Source organism: Phaeovulum sp. (assembly GCF_047638075.1).
Classification (GTDB): Bacteria; Pseudomonadota; Alphaproteobacteria; order Rhodobacterales; family Rhodobacteraceae; genus UBA6197.
Genome location: NZ_JBLJBV010000079.1, coordinates 1 through 19,338, shown reverse-complemented (window position 1 = coordinate 19,338; position 19,338 = coordinate 1). Strand labels below are relative to the sequence as shown.

The following is a 19,338-nucleotide window of genomic DNA, read 5'->3' as shown; positions in this document are numbered from 1 at the left end:
ACCGGGTTTCGTTCTGTGAAAGGTGTGGATGATGCGCAAGACAGTGGTAAGCGAGACGGCAGAGACGGGTCGGGGGATGCGCACGATCCGTTCGGTGGTGCCTTATCTTTGGCCCAAGGATGAGCCGTGGGTGAAAAAGCGGGTTGTGCTGGCGTTGATCGCGCTGGTCGCGGCCAAGCTGATTTCGGTGTTCACGCCGTTTTTGTACAAAGCTGCGGTCGACAGTCTGGCAACCGAGGCACGCGGCGATGGCTGGTTGCTGGCCTTGGGCGCGGTCGGGCTGACGGTGGCTTATGGTGTTGCGCGGCTGGGCACGGTAGGCTTTGGCGAGTTGCGGGATGCGGTATTCGTGCGGGTCGGCCAACGCGCGCTGCGCAAGCTGGCGCTTGAGACGTTCACCCACATTCACCGCCTCTCGATGCGCTATCACATCACCCGCAAGACCGGCGGCCTGAGCCGGATCATCGAGCGCGGGGTGAAGGGGGTCGACTTCCTGCTGCGCTTCATGCTGTTTTCGGTGGGGCCGCTGATTTTGGAGCTGACCATGGTCACGGTGATTTTCGCCGTGATGTTCGATCTGTGGTATGCGGCGGTCGTGGTGGTGACGATCTGGGCCTATGTGACCTTTACCTTCAAGGTTACCGAATGGCGGGTAAAGATCCGACGCGAGATGAACCAGCAAGACTCGGATGCGAACCAAAAGGCAATCGACAGTCTGCTCAACTTTGAAACCGTCAAATATTTCGGCGCAGAAGCGCGCGAAGCGGTGCGGTATGATGACTCGATGGAGCGTTATGAAGGGCTGGCGGTCAAGACCGGGCAAAGCCTTTCGGTGCTGAATTTTGGCCAGTCGCTGTTGATTACCGCCGGGCTGATCACGGTGATGGTGATGGCCGCGATGGGGGTTCAGGCGGGCAAGCTGACGGTAGGCGATTTTGTCATGGTACAGGCCTATATGCTTCAAATCACCATGCCCTTGGGATTTTTGGGCACGGTCTACCGCGAGATACGCCAAGCGCTGGTCGATATGGGCGAAATGTTCGATTTGCTGCATCAACCGGCCGAGATTGAGGATAAGCCCGGTGCGAACGCCTTGCAGGTGAAGGGCGGCGAGGTGCTGTTTGACGATGTGCATTTTGCCTATGATCCGGAACGCCCGATCCTGAAGGGGATCACCCTGAAGGTGGGGGCGGGGCAGACGGTGGCGCTGGTCGGGCCCTCGGGGTCGGGGAAATCGACGGTCGGGCGGATGATGTTCCGGTTTTACGATGTGACCGGGGGCGCGCTGCGGATTGACGGGCAGGATGTCCGTGATGTCACCCAGGATAGCCTGCACAATGCGATTGGTGTCGTGCCGCAAGATACGGTGCTGTTCAACGATACGATCTATTACAATATCGCCTATGGTCGCCCCGACGCCACCCGCCCCGAGGTAGAGGCCGCCGCGCGTGCCGCAAGGATCCATGATTTTGTGATGGCGCTGCCGGATGGCTATGAAACCACCGTTGGCGAGCGTGGCTTGAAGCTGTCGGGCGGGGAAAAGCAACGTGTGGGAATTGCGCGCACGCTGCTGAAAAACCCACCGATCCTGCTGCTGGATGAGGCCACAAGCGCGCTGGACACCCAGACCGAACGTGACATTCAAGACAGCCTGCGCGCGATGGGGAAGGGGCGCACGGTCATCACCATTGCGCACCGCCTGTCAACCATTGCCGATGCCGACCGGATCGTGGTGCTGGATGCAGGGCGGATTGTCGAAGAGGGCCGGCACGAAGAACTGTTGGCACATGGCGGGCGCTATGCCGCGATGTGGGCGCGCCAGTCAGCGGAAGAAAAGGACGAGGCGGCCTGATCAGCCCTATCGCCTTGGCCAGTCTGGCGGCCTATTCGGCAGCGGTAGGAAGCGTGGTTTTGATCGGGTCCGGTGCGGGTCTATCCCACAAGATCCGGGTGGCGCCCTGTTGGGCGACCGCCCGACTTAGCGCCAGATCACGGGCTGCGCGACTGTCCGCGCCACCGCTAAGTGCCCCAAGCGCCGCAAGGCTGCGGTAGGCGCCGATACCAAACCAGATCCGCAGCGCCAAAAGCGATGGCGTAACCACCAGCGTCAGCAGGGTTGCGGTGCCCAGCCCGAACACCACCGCCGTGGCAAGTTGCTTCCACCACAACGCGGTCGGGCTGTCGATCGAATAACCGCCGTTGAAGAAATCGAGGCTGAGACCGAACATCATTGGCGCAAGCCCCGCCATGGTGGTGATCGTGGTCAGCGCGACGGGGCGCAGCCGCTGTTCGGCGGTGCGGGTGACGGCCTCCAGCGGGGGCATGTAGGCGGAAAATTCCTGATAGGTGTCGATCAGGATGATGTTGTTGTTCACCACGATCCCGGCCAGTGCGACGATGCCCACCCCGGTCATGATGATGGAAAACGGCTGCCCCATGACCAGCATGCCCACCAGCACGCCAGCGGTTGACAGCACGACCGCCAGCAGCACCAGCGTGGCGTTGTAAAAGCTGTTGAACTGCGCCAGCAGGATGATGAACATCAAGGCCATCGCGCCCGCAAATGCCTTGGACAGAAAGGCTCCGCTTTCTGCCTGATCGACGATGTCGCCGGTCCATTCCCAGGTGACGCCAGCGGGCAGGGGGTCTTGGGTTTCAAGCCAGGTGGTGAGGGCTGCGATACGTTCATTGCCGTTGATGGGGGTGCCTTCGGCGGTGGTCAGACCGGGCAGCACATCGGCCTTGAGGGTGTAATAGCGGGTCCGGTCCACCCGGTCGATGCGCCCCAGTTTCGGCACCGGGGTGCGCGTGATGAAGTTTGCCAGCGGCACCAACCCTTCCGAGGTGCGCAGCTTTAGCGCGTCCAAGGTACTGAGAACACGGTCTTTTTCTGGTAGACGCACGCGGATTTCAATTTCTTCGTCCGAGCTGTCAACCCGCATCGTATCAAGCAAGATACCGCGCGTGACCAGTTGCACCATGCCGCCAACCGTGGCGACATCGGCGCCAAAACGGCCCGCGCGGGTCACATCCACGTTGATCTGCCAGTCAATGCCGGGCAGGGGGCGGGTATCTTCGATTGCGGTGATGCCGGTCATCTGCGCCATATGCGTTTCAACCAGCGCCACCGCCTGCCCAAGGGCGCCAAAGTCATCGCCCTTCAGCCGCAACTGGATCGGCTTGCCCGAGGCGGGGCCGCGCGACTGGGCCAGAAACTCGGCCTTGATACCGGGGATCGTGGCGATGCGGGCCATGATACCGTCGATCACAGTTGCGCCGTGAAGCGCGGGGTCGTCCTTTCGGTCGGCCCAGGGCAACAGTTCAACCTGAATCTGGCCAATGGTGTCGCGCGGGGCGATGGCACCGCCGGTGTTCTGGTTCAGCCCGCCAAGCCCGGCAAAGGAAAACACCGCCGACACACCGGGCGTGCCCAGCACCTTGGCCTCGGCCGCGCGCAACAGGGTGTCTTTCTCGGGCAGGCTGAGGTTGCCGCGGGCGCGCACATAGATGATGCCCTGCTCTACCTCTGAGGCGACGAAGAATTCGGTGCCGTTGTTGTGGGTGCGGTAGTAGCTGAAGATCGAAAACACCGCCAGCAGCACGGCGGCGATGGTGACAAGCGGCAGGACCGGGTTGCCGGTCAGGAATGCGATCAGATGGCCGAATGGGCGGCGGCGATAGCCCACGCTGACCGGGCGCGGCCCGCGCCGAGGGCGCGCCGCCGTCAGCGTCACCGAGGCCGCAAGCGCCCCCAAAAGAAACAGCCCCGCCCCCGGCAGTGCGGCCAGATAGCTGTCTGACGCCAGCCGTACCCCCCACAGATAGCCGGGGTTCAGCACCAGCAGCGCGCCAAAAAACACCAATGCCAGCGCGGGCAGCACCAAAAGCGCGCGCACCGCCCAGGGCAGCGGCGCCAGATGCGCGGCGATATGGTCCAGTACCCGGCTAAGCCGCCCCGCGACACCGCCCACAACCGGCACATAGATCAGCGCGACCAAAAGGCTGGCCGACAGCACAAAAATGATGGTGATGGGTAAAAGCCCCATGAACTCACCCGCGATTCCGGGCCAGAACAGCATCGGCAGAAACGCGCAAAGCGTGGTCGCGGTTGACGACACAACCGGCCAGAACATGCGTTTAGCGGCCTCGGTATAGGCGCGCATCGGGCCCTGGCCCTCGGCGATGCGTTTGTCGGCGTATTCGACCACGACGATGGCGCCATCGACCAGCATCCCCACCGCCAGAATCAGCCCGAACATCACGATGTTCGAGATCGCCACCCCCATCGCCCCCAGCAACAGGAAGGTCAGCAAGAACGAGGTCGGGATCGAAAACCCGACCAGCAGCGCGGAACGTGTGCCAAGCGTGGCCAGCACCACAATCATCACCAGCGCAATCGCGGTCAGAACCGAGCCTTCCAACTGGCTGACCATGCTGCCCACGGTTTTCGACTGATCAAGCGCGATGCCGACATCGACCGCCGATTGCAGTTCTGTCGGCCAGCCCGCCTCGGCCTTGGCGACGGTTTCACGCACCAGTGCCACGGTGTCGATGATGTTATAGCCCTTGCGCTTGACGATTTGCAGCGCGACCGTCGGTTTGCCGTTGAAACGCGCGGTGCCGGTGCGGTCCTCGAACGTCAGGCGGATCTGGGCCAGATCGCCCAGCGTGACCACCCGTTCGCCATTCTTCTTGACCGGTAGCGCGTAAACGTCACGCGGAGTTTCAAAGGACGAGGGCACCTTGACCGAAAAGGCGCCATCATCGGCCTCGACCTCCCCCGCAGGGATCAGCAGGTTGTTGTTGCGCACCACGGAAATCAGTTCCGGCGCGGTGACGTTATACGCCTCAAGCCGGAGCGGGTCGATCACCACCTCAAGCATTTCGTCGCGGTGGCCGGTAAGGGTGGCTTCCAGAACCGGCTCCAGCCCCTCCAGCCGGTCTTGCAGGTCTTTGGCAAGGCGCAAAAGCGTGCGTTCCGGCGCCGCACCGGAAAGAGCGACGATAACGATGGGGAATTCGGAAAAGTTGATTTCGCTGATCGTGTATTTTTCGGCGCCGTCAGGGAATTTGCCTTCGGCGGTGTTCATCGCGTCGCGGACGTCCGCTATGACCTTGGTCTTGTCCCAGCCAAAGTCAAACTCCAGCATCACCCCGCCATAGTTTTCAAGTGCGGTGCCGGACATGGTTTTCAACCCGTCCAGATCGGCCAGTTCGGTCTCCATCGTCTTGACCAGCAGCCTTTCGCTGTCACTGGCCGAGATGCCGGGAAAGGGCACCGAAACGAAAAGCGTGGGGATTTCAATGTCGGGCTCGCCCTCTTTCGGCAGGCCCAGATAGGCGGCCGCCCCGACGACGATGGTCAGCGCGACAAAGGCCAGCACCATGCGGGCGCGGCTTGCGGCCCAATCGACCATGCCGATCATGGGGCGGCCCCGTCGGCGGTGTAGCTGATGGTCAGCGGTGTACCCTCGGTGACGTATTCCTGGCCCACGACGATCACATCAACGGTGTCTGGCAGGCCGCTTAGCCAAACGCCCAAGGGCGTGTCGCGCAGCAGTGTGACCGGAACGAACCTTGCGCGCCCGTCAACCGCCAACCGCAGGCCAAGGGTGCCGCTGTCATCCAGCGTCAACGCCGAGGCGGGCAGCAGATGGCCGGTCGTGCCTTCGGACTGGATGATCATTTCAACGGTCTGGCCTTCGCGGATCGAAAGGGCGGGGTTGGGCAATTCGGCCTCGACCCGGAACGTGCGGGTGGCGGGGTCTGCCACGCGCGAGATGAAGGTGACACGGCCCGTTATTTCGCGCCCGGTGGCAAGGCGCGCGCCCACCAATGCGGCGGGGGTGATGCGGTCAATCTCGGTCTCGGGGACGAAACCGACCAGCTTGATCGGGTCCAGCGCAATCACAGTGGCACAAAGCCCGCCCGCCACCAGAAACGAGCCGATTTCGGCGGCGTCGGATTCCAGGATACCGGCAAACGGGGCGGTGATGGTCAGCCGGTCAATGTCTTTTTGCGCGGCTTGCACACCTGCCTTTGCGGCCTGAAGGGCGGCGGTGGCGCTGGCAGCGGCGGTTTGCGACCGGTATCCCCCCTCTTGCAGGCGGGCCGCCGCGGTGGCCGACAGCCGCGCCTCGGTCAGCCGCGCCTCGGCCTCGGACAGCATTGCGGCACGGGTGCCGGGGTCAAGTCGGCACAGGGTTTGCCCCGCGATCACCTGCGCACCGCGCCGCAGCGGATCTGTGATGACGCGGCCCGTGGTTTCGGCCCGCACCTCGACCCGGCGGGTGGCCTCGGTCTGGCCGCGGGTCAGCACGCCCTGATCGACCGGCTTGGCGACCGAGCGGCGCACCTGCACCAACACAGCATCGGCCCCGCCGGCCGGCGCGGCGGTCAGGGCCGGTTCTTGCGTCTCTTTGCCCGCAAAAGCCATCAGCCGATCACGTTCAAACACCAGCGCATAAAGAACGGCAAAGACCAGAACGGCATTGAGAACGGGGACAAGGCGCATTCAAATTGCTCCTGTAACTGGGTGGGGACAGCTAATGCCCCAAAGTTAAAATAACGTCAGTATGAAATGGGGCAAGAAGCCAAAGCAGGTAAAATGAACCCGTCGGTTTGATTTACGCAAGGGAACGGCTTAGCTCAAGCGTTTTTTCGGCGTCTTGGCAAAGGCGGGGGGTTGCGTGTAAGACGGGCCGAATGATCTGTTCGGGAAACACCCGGCAGTGCCGTGCAAGAGGATCAGAACCGTGAGCGAGACCGACAGCTTCATCGACGAAGTCACCGAAGAAGTTCGCCGTGATCGGCTGTTTGCCCTGATGCGGCGCTATGGCTGGATCGGGATCCTGCTGGTGGTGCTGATTGTGGGTGGGGCCGCGTATAAGGAATGGAAATACCTGCGCGATACCGCACAGGCCCAGGCCTTTGGTGATAAGGTTCTGGCTGCGATGGAGGCCGAGGACCGGGGTGCCGCGCTTGCCGCGATTGACACCGACAAGGGCCGTGCCGGGGTGTTGGGCCTGCTGCGTGCCGCCGAAGCCGTAGAGCGGGGCCAACCCGAGGCCGCCCGCACCGCGCTGGAGGCGCTGGCCAACGATACCGCATTACCCGCCAGCCTGCGCGCGTTGGCGCAGCTAAAGGCGGTGATGGTGGCCGGCACAACGATGGAGCCTGCGGCGCGCGATGCCGCCTTGGCCAGTCTTGCAGCGCCCGGCGCGCCGTTTCGTGCGCTGGCGATGGAACAACAGGCAACGATCGAAATCGAGGCGGGCCGCACCGACGAAGCGGTGGCGCTGCTGCGCCAGATTCTGGCCGAGGCCGGATTGACGGCAGGCTTGCGTCAACGCGCGACTGAGGTGATGGTGACGCTGGGTGTGGATCCGGCCGCCGAATAACGGGGGCGGATAAGTGGGTGTGATAACAAGGGGGCAAGCGCGGTGAGGCTTTCATATGGCATTGGTCAGGGCATTTGCGTTCTGGGCATCGTTGCGGCCCTTCAGGCCTGTAGTCCCAAAGAGCTGATCCTGGAAGGTGACAGGATCAACCCGCGCGATGTGCTGACCTCTGCGGAGGTTCAGACGCCAGATGCGGCCGGGCCGGTCAAGGTAGCGATTTCGCTTCCGCCGGTGCAGGGCAATGCCGAATGGACGCATCGCGGCGGCAATTCCAGCCACAACCTGATCAATGCCGCGATGGGGGCGGGCACGACGAAAATCTGGTCGGCCGATATCGGGCAGGGCGCAGGGCGCAAACACCGGATCAGCGCTGACCCGGTGGTGGGTGCGGGCCGTGTCTATACGCTGGACAGTCGCGCGCAGGTTACCGCAACCGGATTGAACGGCGCCACGCTTTGGACCGCCAACCTGACGCCCGCATCCGACCGCGCCGATGATGCCTCGGGCGGGGGGCTGGCCTTTGCCGAGGGTCGGGTTTTTGTGACCACCGGTTTTGGCGAATTGCTGGCGCTGGACGCGGCCAGCGGTGCGGTGATCTGGCGGCAGAAATTTGACGCCGCCGTGGGCGGGGCGCCGACGGTTTCGGGGGGCAATGTTTATGTCGTGGCGCGCGATGCCTCGGCCTGGGCGGTGCGGGCGTCGGATGGGCGCGTGCAATGGCAATTGCCCGGCACCCCGGCCCCCTCGGGCGTGACCGGGGTTTCGGCGCCCGCAGTCAATGACCGGATCGTGGTATTCCCGTTTGCGTCGGGCGAACTGGTCGCGGCGCTGCGAAAAGGCGGGTTGCAGATTTGGCAATCCAAGGTGGCCGGGGTGCGGCTGGGCCGGGCCTATGCCGCCGTGACCGATCTGACCGGTGATCCGGTCATCGTGGGCGATACGGTCTATGCGGGGTCGTCTGCGGGTAAACTGGGCGCCTTTGACGCAAGTTCGGGCGAACGGCTCTGGACCGCACCCGAGGGGGCCAACAGCCCGGTGCAAGTTGCGGGCGGCGCTGTCTTTCTGGTGTCGGATGAGGCACGGCTGATGCGGCTGGATGCGGCCACCGGTGACACGGTCTGGGCCGTTGATATGCCCTATTTTGTCAAGGACAAGGTGAAAAAGCAGCAGGCGATCTACGCGAATTACGGGCCCGTTCTGGCCGGTGGGCGGCTGTTTGTGGCGTCATCGGACGGGCTTTTGCGGTCATTCGATCCGGCGTCGGGCGCGTTGATCGGGCAGGCCGACATTCCGGGCGGGGCGGCCTCGGCGCCGGTCATAGCGGGGCAGGTGCTTTACGTTATGGGGCGCAAAGGACAGCTTCACGCTTTCCGCTAGGCGAAAACCCGTGTAAGGGGGCCACTTGGCATTTCCCGTAAGGGGCCCAAGGAGGGCACCATGAGCTTTACCCTGGCCATAGTTGGCCGACCCAATGTGGGCAAATCGACATTGTTCAACCGCCTTGTAGGCAAGCGGTTGGCGCTGGTTGACGATCAGCCCGGTGTGACGCGCGACCTGCGCGAAGGCGACGCCCGTCTGGGTGATCTGCGCTTTATCGTGATTGATTCGGCGGGGCTGGAACTGGCCGATGATGATAGCCTGCAAGGCCGGATGCGCCGCCTGACCGAACGCGCCGTCGAAGAGGCGGACATCTGCCTGTTCGTCATCGACGCGCGCGCAGGCGTCACCGCTGCCGACGAAATCTTTGCCGATATCCTGCGGCGCAAGAATGCCCATGTGATCGTGGCTGCCAATAAATCCGAAGGGGCCGCGGGCGACGCCGGCGCGCTGGAGGCGTGGAGTCTGGGTCTGGGCGAACCGGTGCGCATCTCTGCCGAGCATGGCGAAGGGATGGACGATCTTTACCGCATTCTTGTCCCGCTGGCCGACGCGTTCGAGGAAAAAGCTGCCCTGAACGCGCCCGATGTGAATGTGGACGTCAGTGACAACGAAGACGAAGACGCCTATCAGCCGCCGACCAAGGCCAAGCCGCTGCAACTGGCGGTGATTGGCCGCCCGAACGCCGGAAAATCGACGCTGATCAACAAGATCATCGGTGAAGAGCGCCTGCTGACCGGCCCCGAAGCCGGAATCACCCGTGACGCGATCTCGGTCCGGACCGAGTTCATGGGCACTCCGATGCGGATTTTTGACACGGCCGGGATGCGCCGGAAATCGAAGATCGACAACAAGCTGGAAAAACTGTCGGTCGCAGATGGCTTGCGCGCGGTACGTTTTGCCGAAGTGGTCGTGGTGCTGCTGGATGTGGATATCCCGTTCGAGCAACAAGACCTGCGGATCGCTGATTTTGCGGAAACCGAGGGGCGCGCCGTCGTGGTGGCGGCCAACAAATGGGATCTGGAAGAGGACAAGGCGCATAAGCTCAACGACCTGCGCGAGGCGTTTGAACGCCTGTTGCCGCAGCTGCGCGGCGCCCCCCTGGTTACCGTGTCGGCCAAGACCGGCAAGGGGCTCGACCGCCTGCACGCGGCAATCCTGAAGGCGCATGCGGTCTGGAACCGCCGGGTCACCACCGCCAAACTGAACCAATGGCTGGGCGCGATGACCGAGGCGCACCCGCCCCCCGCGCCCGGCGGCCGCCGGATCAAGCTGCGCTACATGACCCAGGTGAAAACCCGCCCGCCGGCGTTTGTCGTGATGTGCAATCACGCAGACAAACTACCCGACAGCTATTCTCGCTATCTGGTCAATGGCTTGCGCAATGATTTTGATATGCCCGGCACGCCGATCCGCCTGACTTTCCGTGATCAGGGGGACAAGAACCCCTTCAAGGACAAAAAGTGGTTCACCCCGTCGCGGTTGCGCAAGCATACCGATAACAAGGGCAAATTCGACTAGGCCAAGCTCTTCTTTGCAAAGCTGTTCTTTCCGGGGGCTACCCCGGACAGAACATCAGGTGGCAGACCGGATCTGGGCCGCAACAAGCGCGATGATCGCAACACCTGACGCGCCAGCCACCAGGAACCCGGCGTCAAGATTGGCGGCGATGATGCCAAAAAGCGCCCAGATCACGGCACCCGCATAGCCCACAGAGGGGCGAAGGCGAATAATCGCAAAAAGCGCGAGGGCGGCAATCAGAACCAGCATCGACAGGGTGGCAGCCATCGGCGGCAACCAACCCTGACCGATCAGCACAACGCCCGTGGCCACCCCCGAAGCGGCGGTCAGCCAGCCAGCGTAAAGCGCGATGGGCAAACGCAACAACCAGGGGGCAGGATGCTTGGGCAAGCGGCTCATCGCGAGAATGGCAAAACCCCACATCAGCCAGATCTGTACCGTGGCAAGGTTGGGCGCACGCTGCGCCACCTCTAGCCACGGTGCGCCAAGGGCCAGAGACAGGATCAGCGGCCCTCGGGGGGCGCGCCATTGTGCGTCGTCGGCGTGGCGCCAAAGCCCATACGCCGCATGAACCAGCAGTAAAAGGTAAATCACCCCCCAGATCGAAAAGGCCCAACCCGCCGGCTGAATCGGTGGATCCATGACCGGAACGGGAAAGGCGCCCTGATCGTAGCCCCGAAACGAGGTGGCGAAAACAGGCGCGATGGCAAAAGCAAGCGCGGCGACTAAAAGCAGGGGGGCGGAAAAACGTTTCATGGTGCTCTTACGAAACAGCAAGTGGTTTGGATCACTTTATTTACGCGCTCTGCGAACATCCGCGTGCCGAAATCAAACCAGCGTTCCGTCAGCGGTCAGGCGGGTCTTGCCGCGCAGGTAGGGGTGTAACACGGCAGGAAGCGTAACCGAGCCATCCGCCTCTTGCCCGTTCTCCAGCACCGCGATCAGGCAACGCCCCACCGCAAGACCCGAGCCGTTCAGCGTCGCCACAAATTCGGGTTTGCCGCCCGTTGCGGGTTTGTAGCGGGCATTCATCCGGCGTGCCTGAAAGCTGCCACAGGTTGAGACGGAGCTGATTTCGCGGTAGGTGTCCTGCCCGGGCAACCACACCTCCAGATCGTGGGTTTTCTGGCTGCCAAAGCCCATGTCGCCGGTGCACAGCACAATCCGCCGATAAGGCAGGTTTAACTGTTCCAGCACGGTTTCGGCGCAGCGGGTCATGCGTTCATGTTCCTCAAGGGCTGCATCCGGGGTGCAGATCGTCACCATTTCAACCTTTTCAAACTGATGCTGGCGCAACATCCCCGAGGTGTCCTTGCCTGCCGAGCCCGCTTCCGAGCGGAAACATTGGGTGTGGGCGCAGTAGCGGCGGGGCAGGGTGGTTTCGTCCAGCGTTTCACCGGCAACGATATTGGTCAGCGTCACCTCGGCGGTGGGGATCAGCCACCAGCCATTGGTGGTTTGATAGCTGTCTTCAGCGAACTTTGGCAGATTACCGGTGCCGATCATCGCCTCATCGCGCACCAGAACGGGGGTAATGGTTTCCGAAAGGCCGTGCTGTTCGGTGTGCAGGTCCAGCATGAACTGTGACAGCGCCCGGTGAAGGCGCGCAACCCCCCCCGACAGCACCACAAAGCGTGCGCCCGAAAGTTTGGCGGCGGTTTCAAAATCCATACCGCCCTGCACGGCGGGCAGTTGGTAATGCTCGACCGGTGTAAAACCAAGGTCGCGCGGGCTGCCCCAGCGTTTGATTTCGACATTGTCGGATTCGTCGCGCCCGTCCGGCGCCTCGGGTAGGGGCAGGTTGGGAATGGCCAGCAACAGATCGCGCAGGGCAAGGTCTTTTTCGCCCGCTTCGGCGGTCAGGCGCGCGACGTCGGATTTCTTTTCGGCCACGAGCCCGCGCAAGCGTTCAAACTCGGCATCGTTGCCCGCAGCCTTGGCGGCGCCAACCTCTTTCGAGGCGCGGTTCTGATCGGCCTGGGCGGTTTCGGCGGCCCGAATACAGGCGCGGCGCGTTTCATCCAGCGACAGAATTTCAGGCGACATCGGGGATAAACCGCGCCGGGCAAGGGCGGCGTCAAAGGCGGTGGGGTTTTCGCGGATGGCGCGGATGTCGTGCATGGCGGACCTCATTCAATGCTGAGCGCCGTTTACCGCATTGCGCCGCGCGCGGAAAGGGCACGAATGCGGGGCATTATGCGCCATTGCATCCTTGCTTGCGGTAGGGTTGAATTCTGATATACAAATATCACATTCAGCAAATCGAATGTAAATCGGTAAAGTATTGTAAAAACCGCTTGCAAAACCCCTAAGGGAAGGGACGCCAAAATGAAATCCATGCTTTATGCGTTGACACTGGCCGTGCTGTTGCAGCCTGTGGCGGCCCATGCCGAGGACGGTTTTTTGGTTACCCCGACAGAGGTGACGGACTGGAAGGCGGTTTACGGCCGGGTCGAGGCAAAAGACAATATTCCGGCGCGTGCGCGGCTGGGGGGTACGCTGGTGGAACTGGTCGTCTCTGAAGGCGACGTGGTGCAGGCGGGCCAGCCGATGGGGCGCATCGTCGATGAAAAGCTGGACTTTCAGCTGGGTGCGATAGACGCGCAGCTGCAAGCGCTTGAGGCACAGTTGGCTAACGCCGAGGCTGAATTGACGCGCGGCGAGGAATTGCTGTCGCGTGGCGTGACCACTGCGCAGCGGTTGGATGCACTGCGCACCCAGGTGGATGTCGTAAAAGGCCAGATCGAGGCGCAAAAGGCGCAGGCGCAGGTGGTCAGGCAACAGGCTGATGAGGGCACCGTGCTGGCGCCGATTTCCGGGCGCGTGCTGAACGTGCCGGTGGCCATGGGCGCGGTGGTGATGCCGGGCGAGGTGGTGGCGACGGTCGGCGGCGGCGGGTTTTTCCTGCGCCTTGCGGTGCCCGAACGCCACGCGGCCAATTTGACCGAGGGCGATACGATCCGGGTTGAAGCTGCCGCTGGCGTAACCGAGGGGCGGCTGGCCAAGGTCTATCCGCTGATCGAGAACGGTCGGGTTATTGCCGATGTCGAGGTCGCGGCGCTGGACGTTGATTTTGTCGATGCGCGGGTCTTGGTGCGGCTTCCGATGGGCAAGCGGCAGGTGCTGCTGGTGCCGGCGGATATGGTGGTGACGCACGCGGGCCTTGATTTTGTGCAGGTTGACGGTTTGGCACGGGTGGTGGTGCCGGGCATCGTGCAGACCGTTGACGGGGTGAAGATGGTCGAGATTGTGACCGGCCTTCAGGGTGGCGAGACGGTGACAGTAAATGGCCAGTGAACCGATTGAAACCGATGGGCTGCCCTTGGGCAAGCTGGGCCTGGCCGGACGGCTGACACGCGCGTTCATTCAGTCTCCGATGACGCCGCTGATAGTTTTGGCGGCGCTGGCGGTGGGGCTATTGGCGCTAATCAGCCTGCCACGCGAGGAAGAGCCGCAGATTTCGGTGCCGATGGTCGATATCTTGATTCAGGCGCCGGGGCTACGGGCCGAAGACGCGATGAAGCTGGTTACCGAGCCGATGGAAACCATCGTCAAGGGCATCAATGAGGTTGAACACGTCTATTCCCAGACGCGCGATGATTTCGCCATGGTCACGGCACGGTTCCTGGTCGGCACCTCGTCTGACGCTGCAATCTTGCGTGTGCATGAAAAGGTGAATGCCAATCTGGACCGGATTCCGGTGGGTATTGACCCGCCTTTGATTGTCGCGCGCGGCATTGATGATGTGGCGATTGTGTCGCTGACGCTGTCGGCTGATCCGGGGGGGCAGGTGTCGGCCAATGATCTGACGCGGATCACCCGCGAATTGCAGGGCGAGATCACCAAGATCGACAATGTCGGCCTGACCTATATCGTCGGTGAGGCCCCCGAGGCGCTGCGGATCGCGCCCGACCCCGAAAGACTGGCGCTATACGGGATCACGCTGCAACAGCTGTCTTACAAGGTCGCGCAGGCGAACCGTGCCTTTTCAACCGGCAAGGTGCGCGACGGGGGCGAACAGATCGACCTTGTGGCGGGAAAAACCCTGACCGCCCCGGCCGAGATTGCGGGGCTTTTGCTGACCGCGCGCGATGGGCGGCCGGTCTATGTGGCCGACGTGGCCAATGTCAGCTTCGTGCCCGACACGTCCGGGCATATCGTCGCCAATGTGATGCGTGGGCCTGACGGCAGCTTGCAGCGCAGCCCTGCCGTTACCTTGGCGATTGCCAAGCGTGCCGGTGCCAATGCGGTGGTGGTGGCCGAGCAGATCCTGCACCGCGTCGATGAACTGGAGGGGCATCTGATCCCCCAAGGGGTGACGGTGCAGATCACCCGTGACTACGGCGAAACCGCCAATGAAAAGGCCAATGAGCTGTTGTTTCACCTTGGCCTTGCCACGGTGTCGATTGTTGCGCTGATCCTGTTTGCCATTGGCTGGCGCGAAAGCATCGTGGTGGCGATCGTCATTCCGGTCACGATCTTGCTGACGCTGTTTTCGTCCTGGATCATGGGCTATACGCTGAACCGGGTCAGCCTGTTCGCGCTGATCTTCTCGATCGGGATTCTGGTCGATGATGCGATTGTGGTGATCGAAAATATCGCCCGGCACTGGGGCCTGAAAACCCCCGGCACCCGCACCCAAAAGGCGATTGCCGCCGTGGCCGAGGTTGGCAACCCCACAATCGTCGCTACGCTCACGGTGGTGGCGGCGCTGTTGCCGATGCTGTTCGTGTCTGGGCTGATGGGGCCTTACATGAGCCCGATCCCGGCCAATGCCAGCGCGGCGATGATTTTCTCGTTCTTTGTGGCGGTTATCATCACGCCCTGGCTGATGGTAAAGATCGCCGGCGATGCCCCCTTGCACCACGACACCGGGCACCATGGCGGCAAGTTGGGTGCGATTTACGAGGTGGTGGCGCGCCGTGTGCTGGCCAGCAAGGGCACAGCCTGGGCCTTCTTGATCGTAACAATAGTACTGTCGTTTGGATCACTTGGGATGCTTTATACCAAGGATGTAACGGTAAAACTGCTGCCCTTTGACAACAAATCCGAGCTTTCCGTGGTGATTGACCTGCCCGAAGGCGCCAGCGTCGAGGCGACGGATGCGGTGGCGCAAAAGGTGGCCGCCGTGGTGACCGAACTGCCCGAGGTGGTCAGCGTGCAGACCCATGCAGGCACGGCGGCGCCGTTCAACTTCAACGGGCTTGTGCGGCACTACTACATGCGCGCAGACCCGAATCTGGGCGATGTGCAGATCAACCTGACACCAAAAGCCGACCGCGACCGGCCCAGCCACGATATCGCGCTTGATATCCGTCAGCGGATCATGGCGATGGATGTGCCCGCCGGAACCAACCTCAAAACGGTCGAGCCGCCGCCCGGCCCACCGGTGATAGCCACGCTGTTAGCCGAGGTTTACGGCCCCGATGCCGCGACCCGGCGCGCTGCGGCAACCAAAATTCGGGCGGCGTTTGAAAGCGTGCCCTTTGTGGTGGATGTCGACGACAGTTTCGGCACCCAGGCCCGCCGGTTGCGCGCCACCATCAACGCCGACGATCTGGAGTTTTTCGAGGTGCAGGAAGGCGATGTGTTCGACACGCTTGCCATCCTGAACAGTGGCACCACCGTTGGCTATTCGCACCGCGGCGAAGGGCGGCACCCGATTCCCATTCGGGTGGAACGCGAAAAAGGCGCGCAGGTGATGGACGAGGCCGCACTCTCTACGCCGATCCCGGCGAACCTGCTGCCGGGTGCGCGGGGCGTTGTGGAATTGGGCGATGTGGTCAGCCTCAATGAGGAACGGGCGAGTTTCCTGATCTTTCGTCATAACGGGCGAGAGGCCGAAATGGTGACAGCCGAACTGGCCGGCACGTTTGAGGCACCGCTTTACGGCATGATCGCGGTCAACGAGGCGCTGGACCAGATGGATTGGGCCCCGGGCGAAAAGCCGGTCGTCAGTCTGCATGGCCAGCCCGAGGACGAGTCCGTCGTGACGCTGCTCTGGGATGGCGAATGGGAGGTGACCTGGGTCACCTTCCGCGACATGGGGGCGGCCTTTGCGGTGGCGCTTTTGGGGATTTATATTCTGGTGGTGGCGCAGTTTGGCAGCTTCAAACTGCCGTTGGTCATCCTGACGCCGATTCCGCTAACCTTTCTGGGGATCATGCTGGGGCACTGGATTTTCAAGGCACCGTTTTCGGCCACGTCGATGATCGGGTTCATCGCGCTGGCGGGGATCATCGTGCGCAACTCGATCCTGCTGGTCGACTTCATTCGCCACGCAGACCCGACCGGGAAAACCAAGGTCGATATCCTGATCGAAGCGGGGGCGATCCGTTTCAAGCCGATCCTGCTGACGGCGATTGCGGCGATGATTGGCGCGGTGGTGATTCTGGCCGACCCGATCTTTCAGGGGCTGGCAATTTCACTGCTGTTCGGGCTGCTGTCCTCAACACTGCTGACGGTGCTGGTGATCCCGGCAATCTACCGGGTGTTTCGCACCTGACCTTTCCCCGCGCGCGGCAGGCAGGAATGGTTAGGCGCGGGGCTCAGGATCTGGGAAACGTGCCCTAACCCGGAGTCAGGACGGTTCAGTTCGGGCGGCAGAACATATCATAGACCAGCCCGACGATGCGCGATGCGCGTGGGTCCGACAGCGAATAGTAGATCGCCTTGCCTTCGCGGCGGGATGATACCAGCCCCTCAACCCGCAACCGCGCCAGTTGCTGGCTGACGGCCGCTTGACGCGTTTCCAGAAGGTTTTCCAACTCGGTCACGGATTTTTCGCCCGACGACAGATGGCACATGATCATCAGCCGGCCTTCATGCGCCAGCGCTTTCAGCAGGTTCGAGGCGTCTTGCGCCCGGCCCATCATCTCTTCAGCGTTCAGTGGCGCGCAAGGAGTCGTGCTGCTGGGTCCGGCGTTATTGTCACGCTTTGACGCTGCCATCACCACACCATTGTCCTTTTTTTGCCTTGGCAATATCGCACTGCGCGGCATCGATGTCCCTTTCATTGCACAGGGAAATTGTAATTAGTTTGGAAGTGAAGAACAAGGAACGATCAGGTGAGCGCCAGATGGCTTGCCCGCCCAATCACGGTCTGATCCTGCAAGAGCGGTGGGCTGTCGGGGTGTTTGGGGGGAATGGCATAGGGGCAGGGCAACGCACCATCAGCGGCCTTTTGGGCCTGGGGGCACGCCACTGGTGCTGATAGGGGCAACCGGGCGCAATCAGGGCTGTTCTTTGCCATGGACGGCGGCGCGAATGGCGGGCATCTTGCGGGCATGGATAATTTTGATGCAATGGCGCGGCGCGCCGAAGAGTTGTTTTTGGCTGGGGTCGCGGCGGCCGATCCGGGGCAGGCGGTAGCGCGGGCGATGGAGGCGGTGAGGGCCGATCCGCCAGCAAAGGGCGGGCGCTGGGTGGTGATCGCACTTGGCAAGGCTGCGCGCGCGATGGCCGAGGCGGCGATAAAAGCCTTACCGGGCGCGTCGGTGTTGGTCGTGACGAATTACGAAAACGCCGTGGCTTTGGCAGGCGCCGAGGTGATGGCAGCGGGGCATCCGGTGCCTGATGACGCCGGGCTTGCAGCGGGGCGGGCAATCACGGCGCGGCTGCGGTCGGTTCAACCAGAGGACCGCGTTTTGGCGCTGATTTCCGGGGGCGGGTCCGCGCTTTGTCCGGCGCCGGTGCCGGGCATAAGCCTGAGTGACAAGGCCGAGGTCAGCCGGCTGTTGCTGGGGTCGGGCGCCGATATTGGCCAGATGAATCTGGTGCGTCAGACGCTGTCGCAGCTGAAAGGGGGCGGCTGGTTGCGCCTTAGCGCGGCGCCCGTGGTGGCGCTGATCCTGTCGGACGTGCCGGGCGATGATCTGCGGGTCATCGCCTCGGGGCCGACGGTGGCGCCGATCGGCACCCGTGCGGACGCGGCCGCACTATGCCGGCAGCTGGGTATCTGGGCGCGCTTGCCCGATGCGGTGCGGGCACATCTGGATGCGGCGGCCCCTGCCGTGGCGGACTTGCCAATGGCGCGCAACATTCTGGTAGGCTCTAACGCGCTGTCGTTGGCGGCGATGGCGGCCAAGGGCGCGACGCTGGCACCAGAGCCGTTGGACGGTGATGTGGCGGCGCAGGCGGCACGGATTGTCGCGTTGATGGGGCAACTGCTACCCGGCCAGCCGCTGGCCTTTGGCGGAGAGACAACCGTGCGGTTGACCGGCACCGGATTGGGCGGGCGCAATCAGGAACTGGCGCTGCGGGTCGCGGTTCTGGCCGAGGCCGAGGGCTGGCGTGACCCATGGGTCTTTCTGGCCGCCGGGACCGATGGCCGGGATGGCCCGACCAAGGCGGCGGGCGCGATTGTGGGGCCACACACAGTGACACGGATGCGTGCGGCGGGGTTTGACCCGATGGATGTGCTGGCGCGAAACGATTCGAACCCGGCGTTGGCGGCTGCGGGGGCGCTGCTGATCATCGGCGCCACCGGCACCAATGTGGCAGATCTGGCGGTTGCGCTGCGCGGCCCGGTCTAATGCCCGCCGCCCGATAGGACCCGATCAATGCGCGGGCGTGCCGTTATCTTCGGCCTTTGACGGCGCGGTTTCGGGGGGAAGCCAGAACCGCACCAGAACCCCGCGCACCACGGCAAGGGCAATGATGGTGAGCGCGAGCGTATCGAACGAGATCGTCGGTAGGTAGTCCATGGCGCGACTCCGTATTGCTTTATGCCGTTATCGCGGTTGATTGGGGCGCAAACGTGGCGGGGACGGGGCTTTTTCAACGCGCGGTCGCATGTGGTGGGGCTGGACACCGCCTGTGCGCCCGCTATGAAAAGGCAATTGACATTGGGTCCGGCATAAGGGGGCGATGATGCTGTTAGCCTATCAGACTGGCGCGCGCGGGCTGATGCCGTTGGATGCCGGGGATGCCTTGGAAGATGCGGTCTGGATCGACCTGCTGCAGCCCGAACCTGCGCAGGTTGCAAAACTGGAAGCGTTGGGTGTTGAGGTGCCGACACTGGCCGATATGGAAGAGATCG

13 protein-coding genes are annotated in these 19,338 nt (G+C 62.9%); 7 read left to right on the top strand and 6 right to left on the bottom strand.

Annotated features, from left to right (window positions below):
* Positions 1–76: 76 nt before the first annotated feature.
* Positions 77–1,852, top strand: coding sequence for an ABCB family ABC transporter ATP-binding protein/permease (locus tag ACM62R_RS12265; protein WP_415184346.1), 1,776 nt, complete (start codon positions 77–79; stop codon positions 1,850–1,852).
* Positions 1,853–1,883: 31 nt separating this feature from the next.
* Here ACM62R_RS12265 and ACM62R_RS12260 read toward each other — a convergent pair whose 3' ends face one another.
* Both ACM62R_RS12260 and ACM62R_RS12255 read right to left on the bottom strand, forming a co-directional pair.
* On the bottom strand, positions 1,884–5,426 hold the full coding sequence (locus ACM62R_RS12260; RefSeq protein WP_415184337.1) for an efflux RND transporter permease subunit: 3,543 nt from the start codon (positions 5,424–5,426) through the stop codon (positions 1,884–1,886).
* On the bottom strand, positions 5,423–6,514 hold the full coding sequence (locus ACM62R_RS12255; RefSeq protein ID WP_415184336.1) for an efflux RND transporter periplasmic adaptor subunit: 1,092 nt from the start codon (positions 6,512–6,514) through the stop codon (positions 5,423–5,425). Before ACM62R_RS12255 ends, ACM62R_RS12260 begins: the two co-directional genes overlap by 4 nt.
* A 241-nt stretch (positions 6,515–6,755) precedes the next feature.
* Between ACM62R_RS12255 and ACM62R_RS12250 the strand changes: the two genes are divergently transcribed.
* Genes ACM62R_RS12250 through der form a run of 3 tightly spaced genes read left to right on the top strand, consistent with a single transcriptional unit; the run spans position 6,756 to position 10,298 of the window.
* The gene (locus ACM62R_RS12250) at positions 6,756–7,400 is read left to right on the top strand and encodes a tetratricopeptide repeat protein (protein ID WP_415184335.1); all 645 of its coding nucleotides are present in this window, start codon (positions 6,756–6,758) and stop codon (positions 7,398–7,400) included.
* A gap of 42 nt (positions 7,401–7,442) precedes the next feature.
* A complete protein-coding gene (locus tag ACM62R_RS12245; protein ID WP_415184334.1) occupies positions 7,443–8,777 on the top strand; it encodes a PQQ-binding-like beta-propeller repeat protein in 1,335 nt (444 codons plus the stop codon).
* Positions 8,778–8,837: 60 nt separating this feature from the next.
* Positions 8,838–10,298 carry a ribosome biogenesis GTPase Der gene (gene der / locus ACM62R_RS12240; RefSeq protein ID WP_415184333.1) on the top strand — a complete coding sequence of 487 codons (1,461 nt, stop codon included), beginning with the start codon at positions 8,838–8,840 and terminating at the stop codon, positions 10,296–10,298.
* A gap of 54 nt (positions 10,299–10,352) precedes the next feature.
* Here the strand turns inward: der and ACM62R_RS12235 are convergent, their stop codons facing one another.
* Both ACM62R_RS12235 and serS read right to left on the bottom strand, forming a co-directional pair.
* Entirely contained in the window at positions 10,353–11,054 is a 702-nt protein-coding gene (locus ACM62R_RS12235) for a TspO/MBR family protein (RefSeq protein WP_415184332.1), read from the bottom strand.
* 72 nt (positions 11,055–11,126) lie between these two features.
* Positions 11,127–12,419, bottom strand: a complete 1,293-nt coding sequence (serS, locus tag ACM62R_RS12230) for a serine--tRNA ligase (RefSeq protein WP_415184331.1) — start codon at positions 12,417–12,419, stop codon at positions 11,127–11,129.
* Between the two features lie 207 nt (positions 12,420–12,626).
* Between serS and ACM62R_RS12225 the strand changes: the two genes are divergently transcribed.
* A complete protein-coding gene (locus tag ACM62R_RS12225) occupies positions 12,627–13,595 on the top strand; it encodes an efflux RND transporter periplasmic adaptor subunit (protein WP_415184330.1) in 969 nt (322 codons plus the stop codon).
* A complete protein-coding gene (locus ACM62R_RS12220; protein ID WP_415184329.1) occupies positions 13,585–16,803 on the top strand; it encodes an efflux RND transporter permease subunit in 3,219 nt (1,072 codons plus the stop codon). The genes ACM62R_RS12225 and ACM62R_RS12220 overlap by 11 nt, the downstream gene beginning before the upstream one ends.
* Positions 16,804–16,888: 85 nt before the next feature.
* On the opposite strand, the gene ACM62R_RS12215 is transcribed toward ACM62R_RS12220, so the two are convergent.
* Positions 16,889–17,248, bottom strand: coding sequence for an ArsR/SmtB family transcription factor (locus ACM62R_RS12215; RefSeq protein WP_415184328.1), 360 nt, complete (start codon positions 17,246–17,248; stop codon positions 16,889–16,891).
* 336 nt (positions 17,249–17,584) lie between these two features.
* On the opposite strand from ACM62R_RS12215, the gene ACM62R_RS12210 reads away from it, so the two are divergent.
* Positions 17,585–18,832, top strand: coding sequence for a glycerate kinase type-2 family protein (locus ACM62R_RS12210; protein WP_415184327.1), 1,248 nt, complete (start codon positions 17,585–17,587; stop codon positions 18,830–18,832).
* Between the two features lie 24 nt (positions 18,833–18,856).
* Here the strand turns inward: ACM62R_RS12210 and ACM62R_RS12205 are convergent, their stop codons facing one another.
* Positions 18,857–19,003 (bottom strand): hypothetical protein, encoded by a 147-nt coding sequence (locus ACM62R_RS12205; RefSeq protein ID WP_415184326.1) that lies wholly within the window; start codon positions 19,001–19,003, stop codon positions 18,857–18,859.
* Positions 19,004–19,338 lie beyond the last annotated feature (335 nt).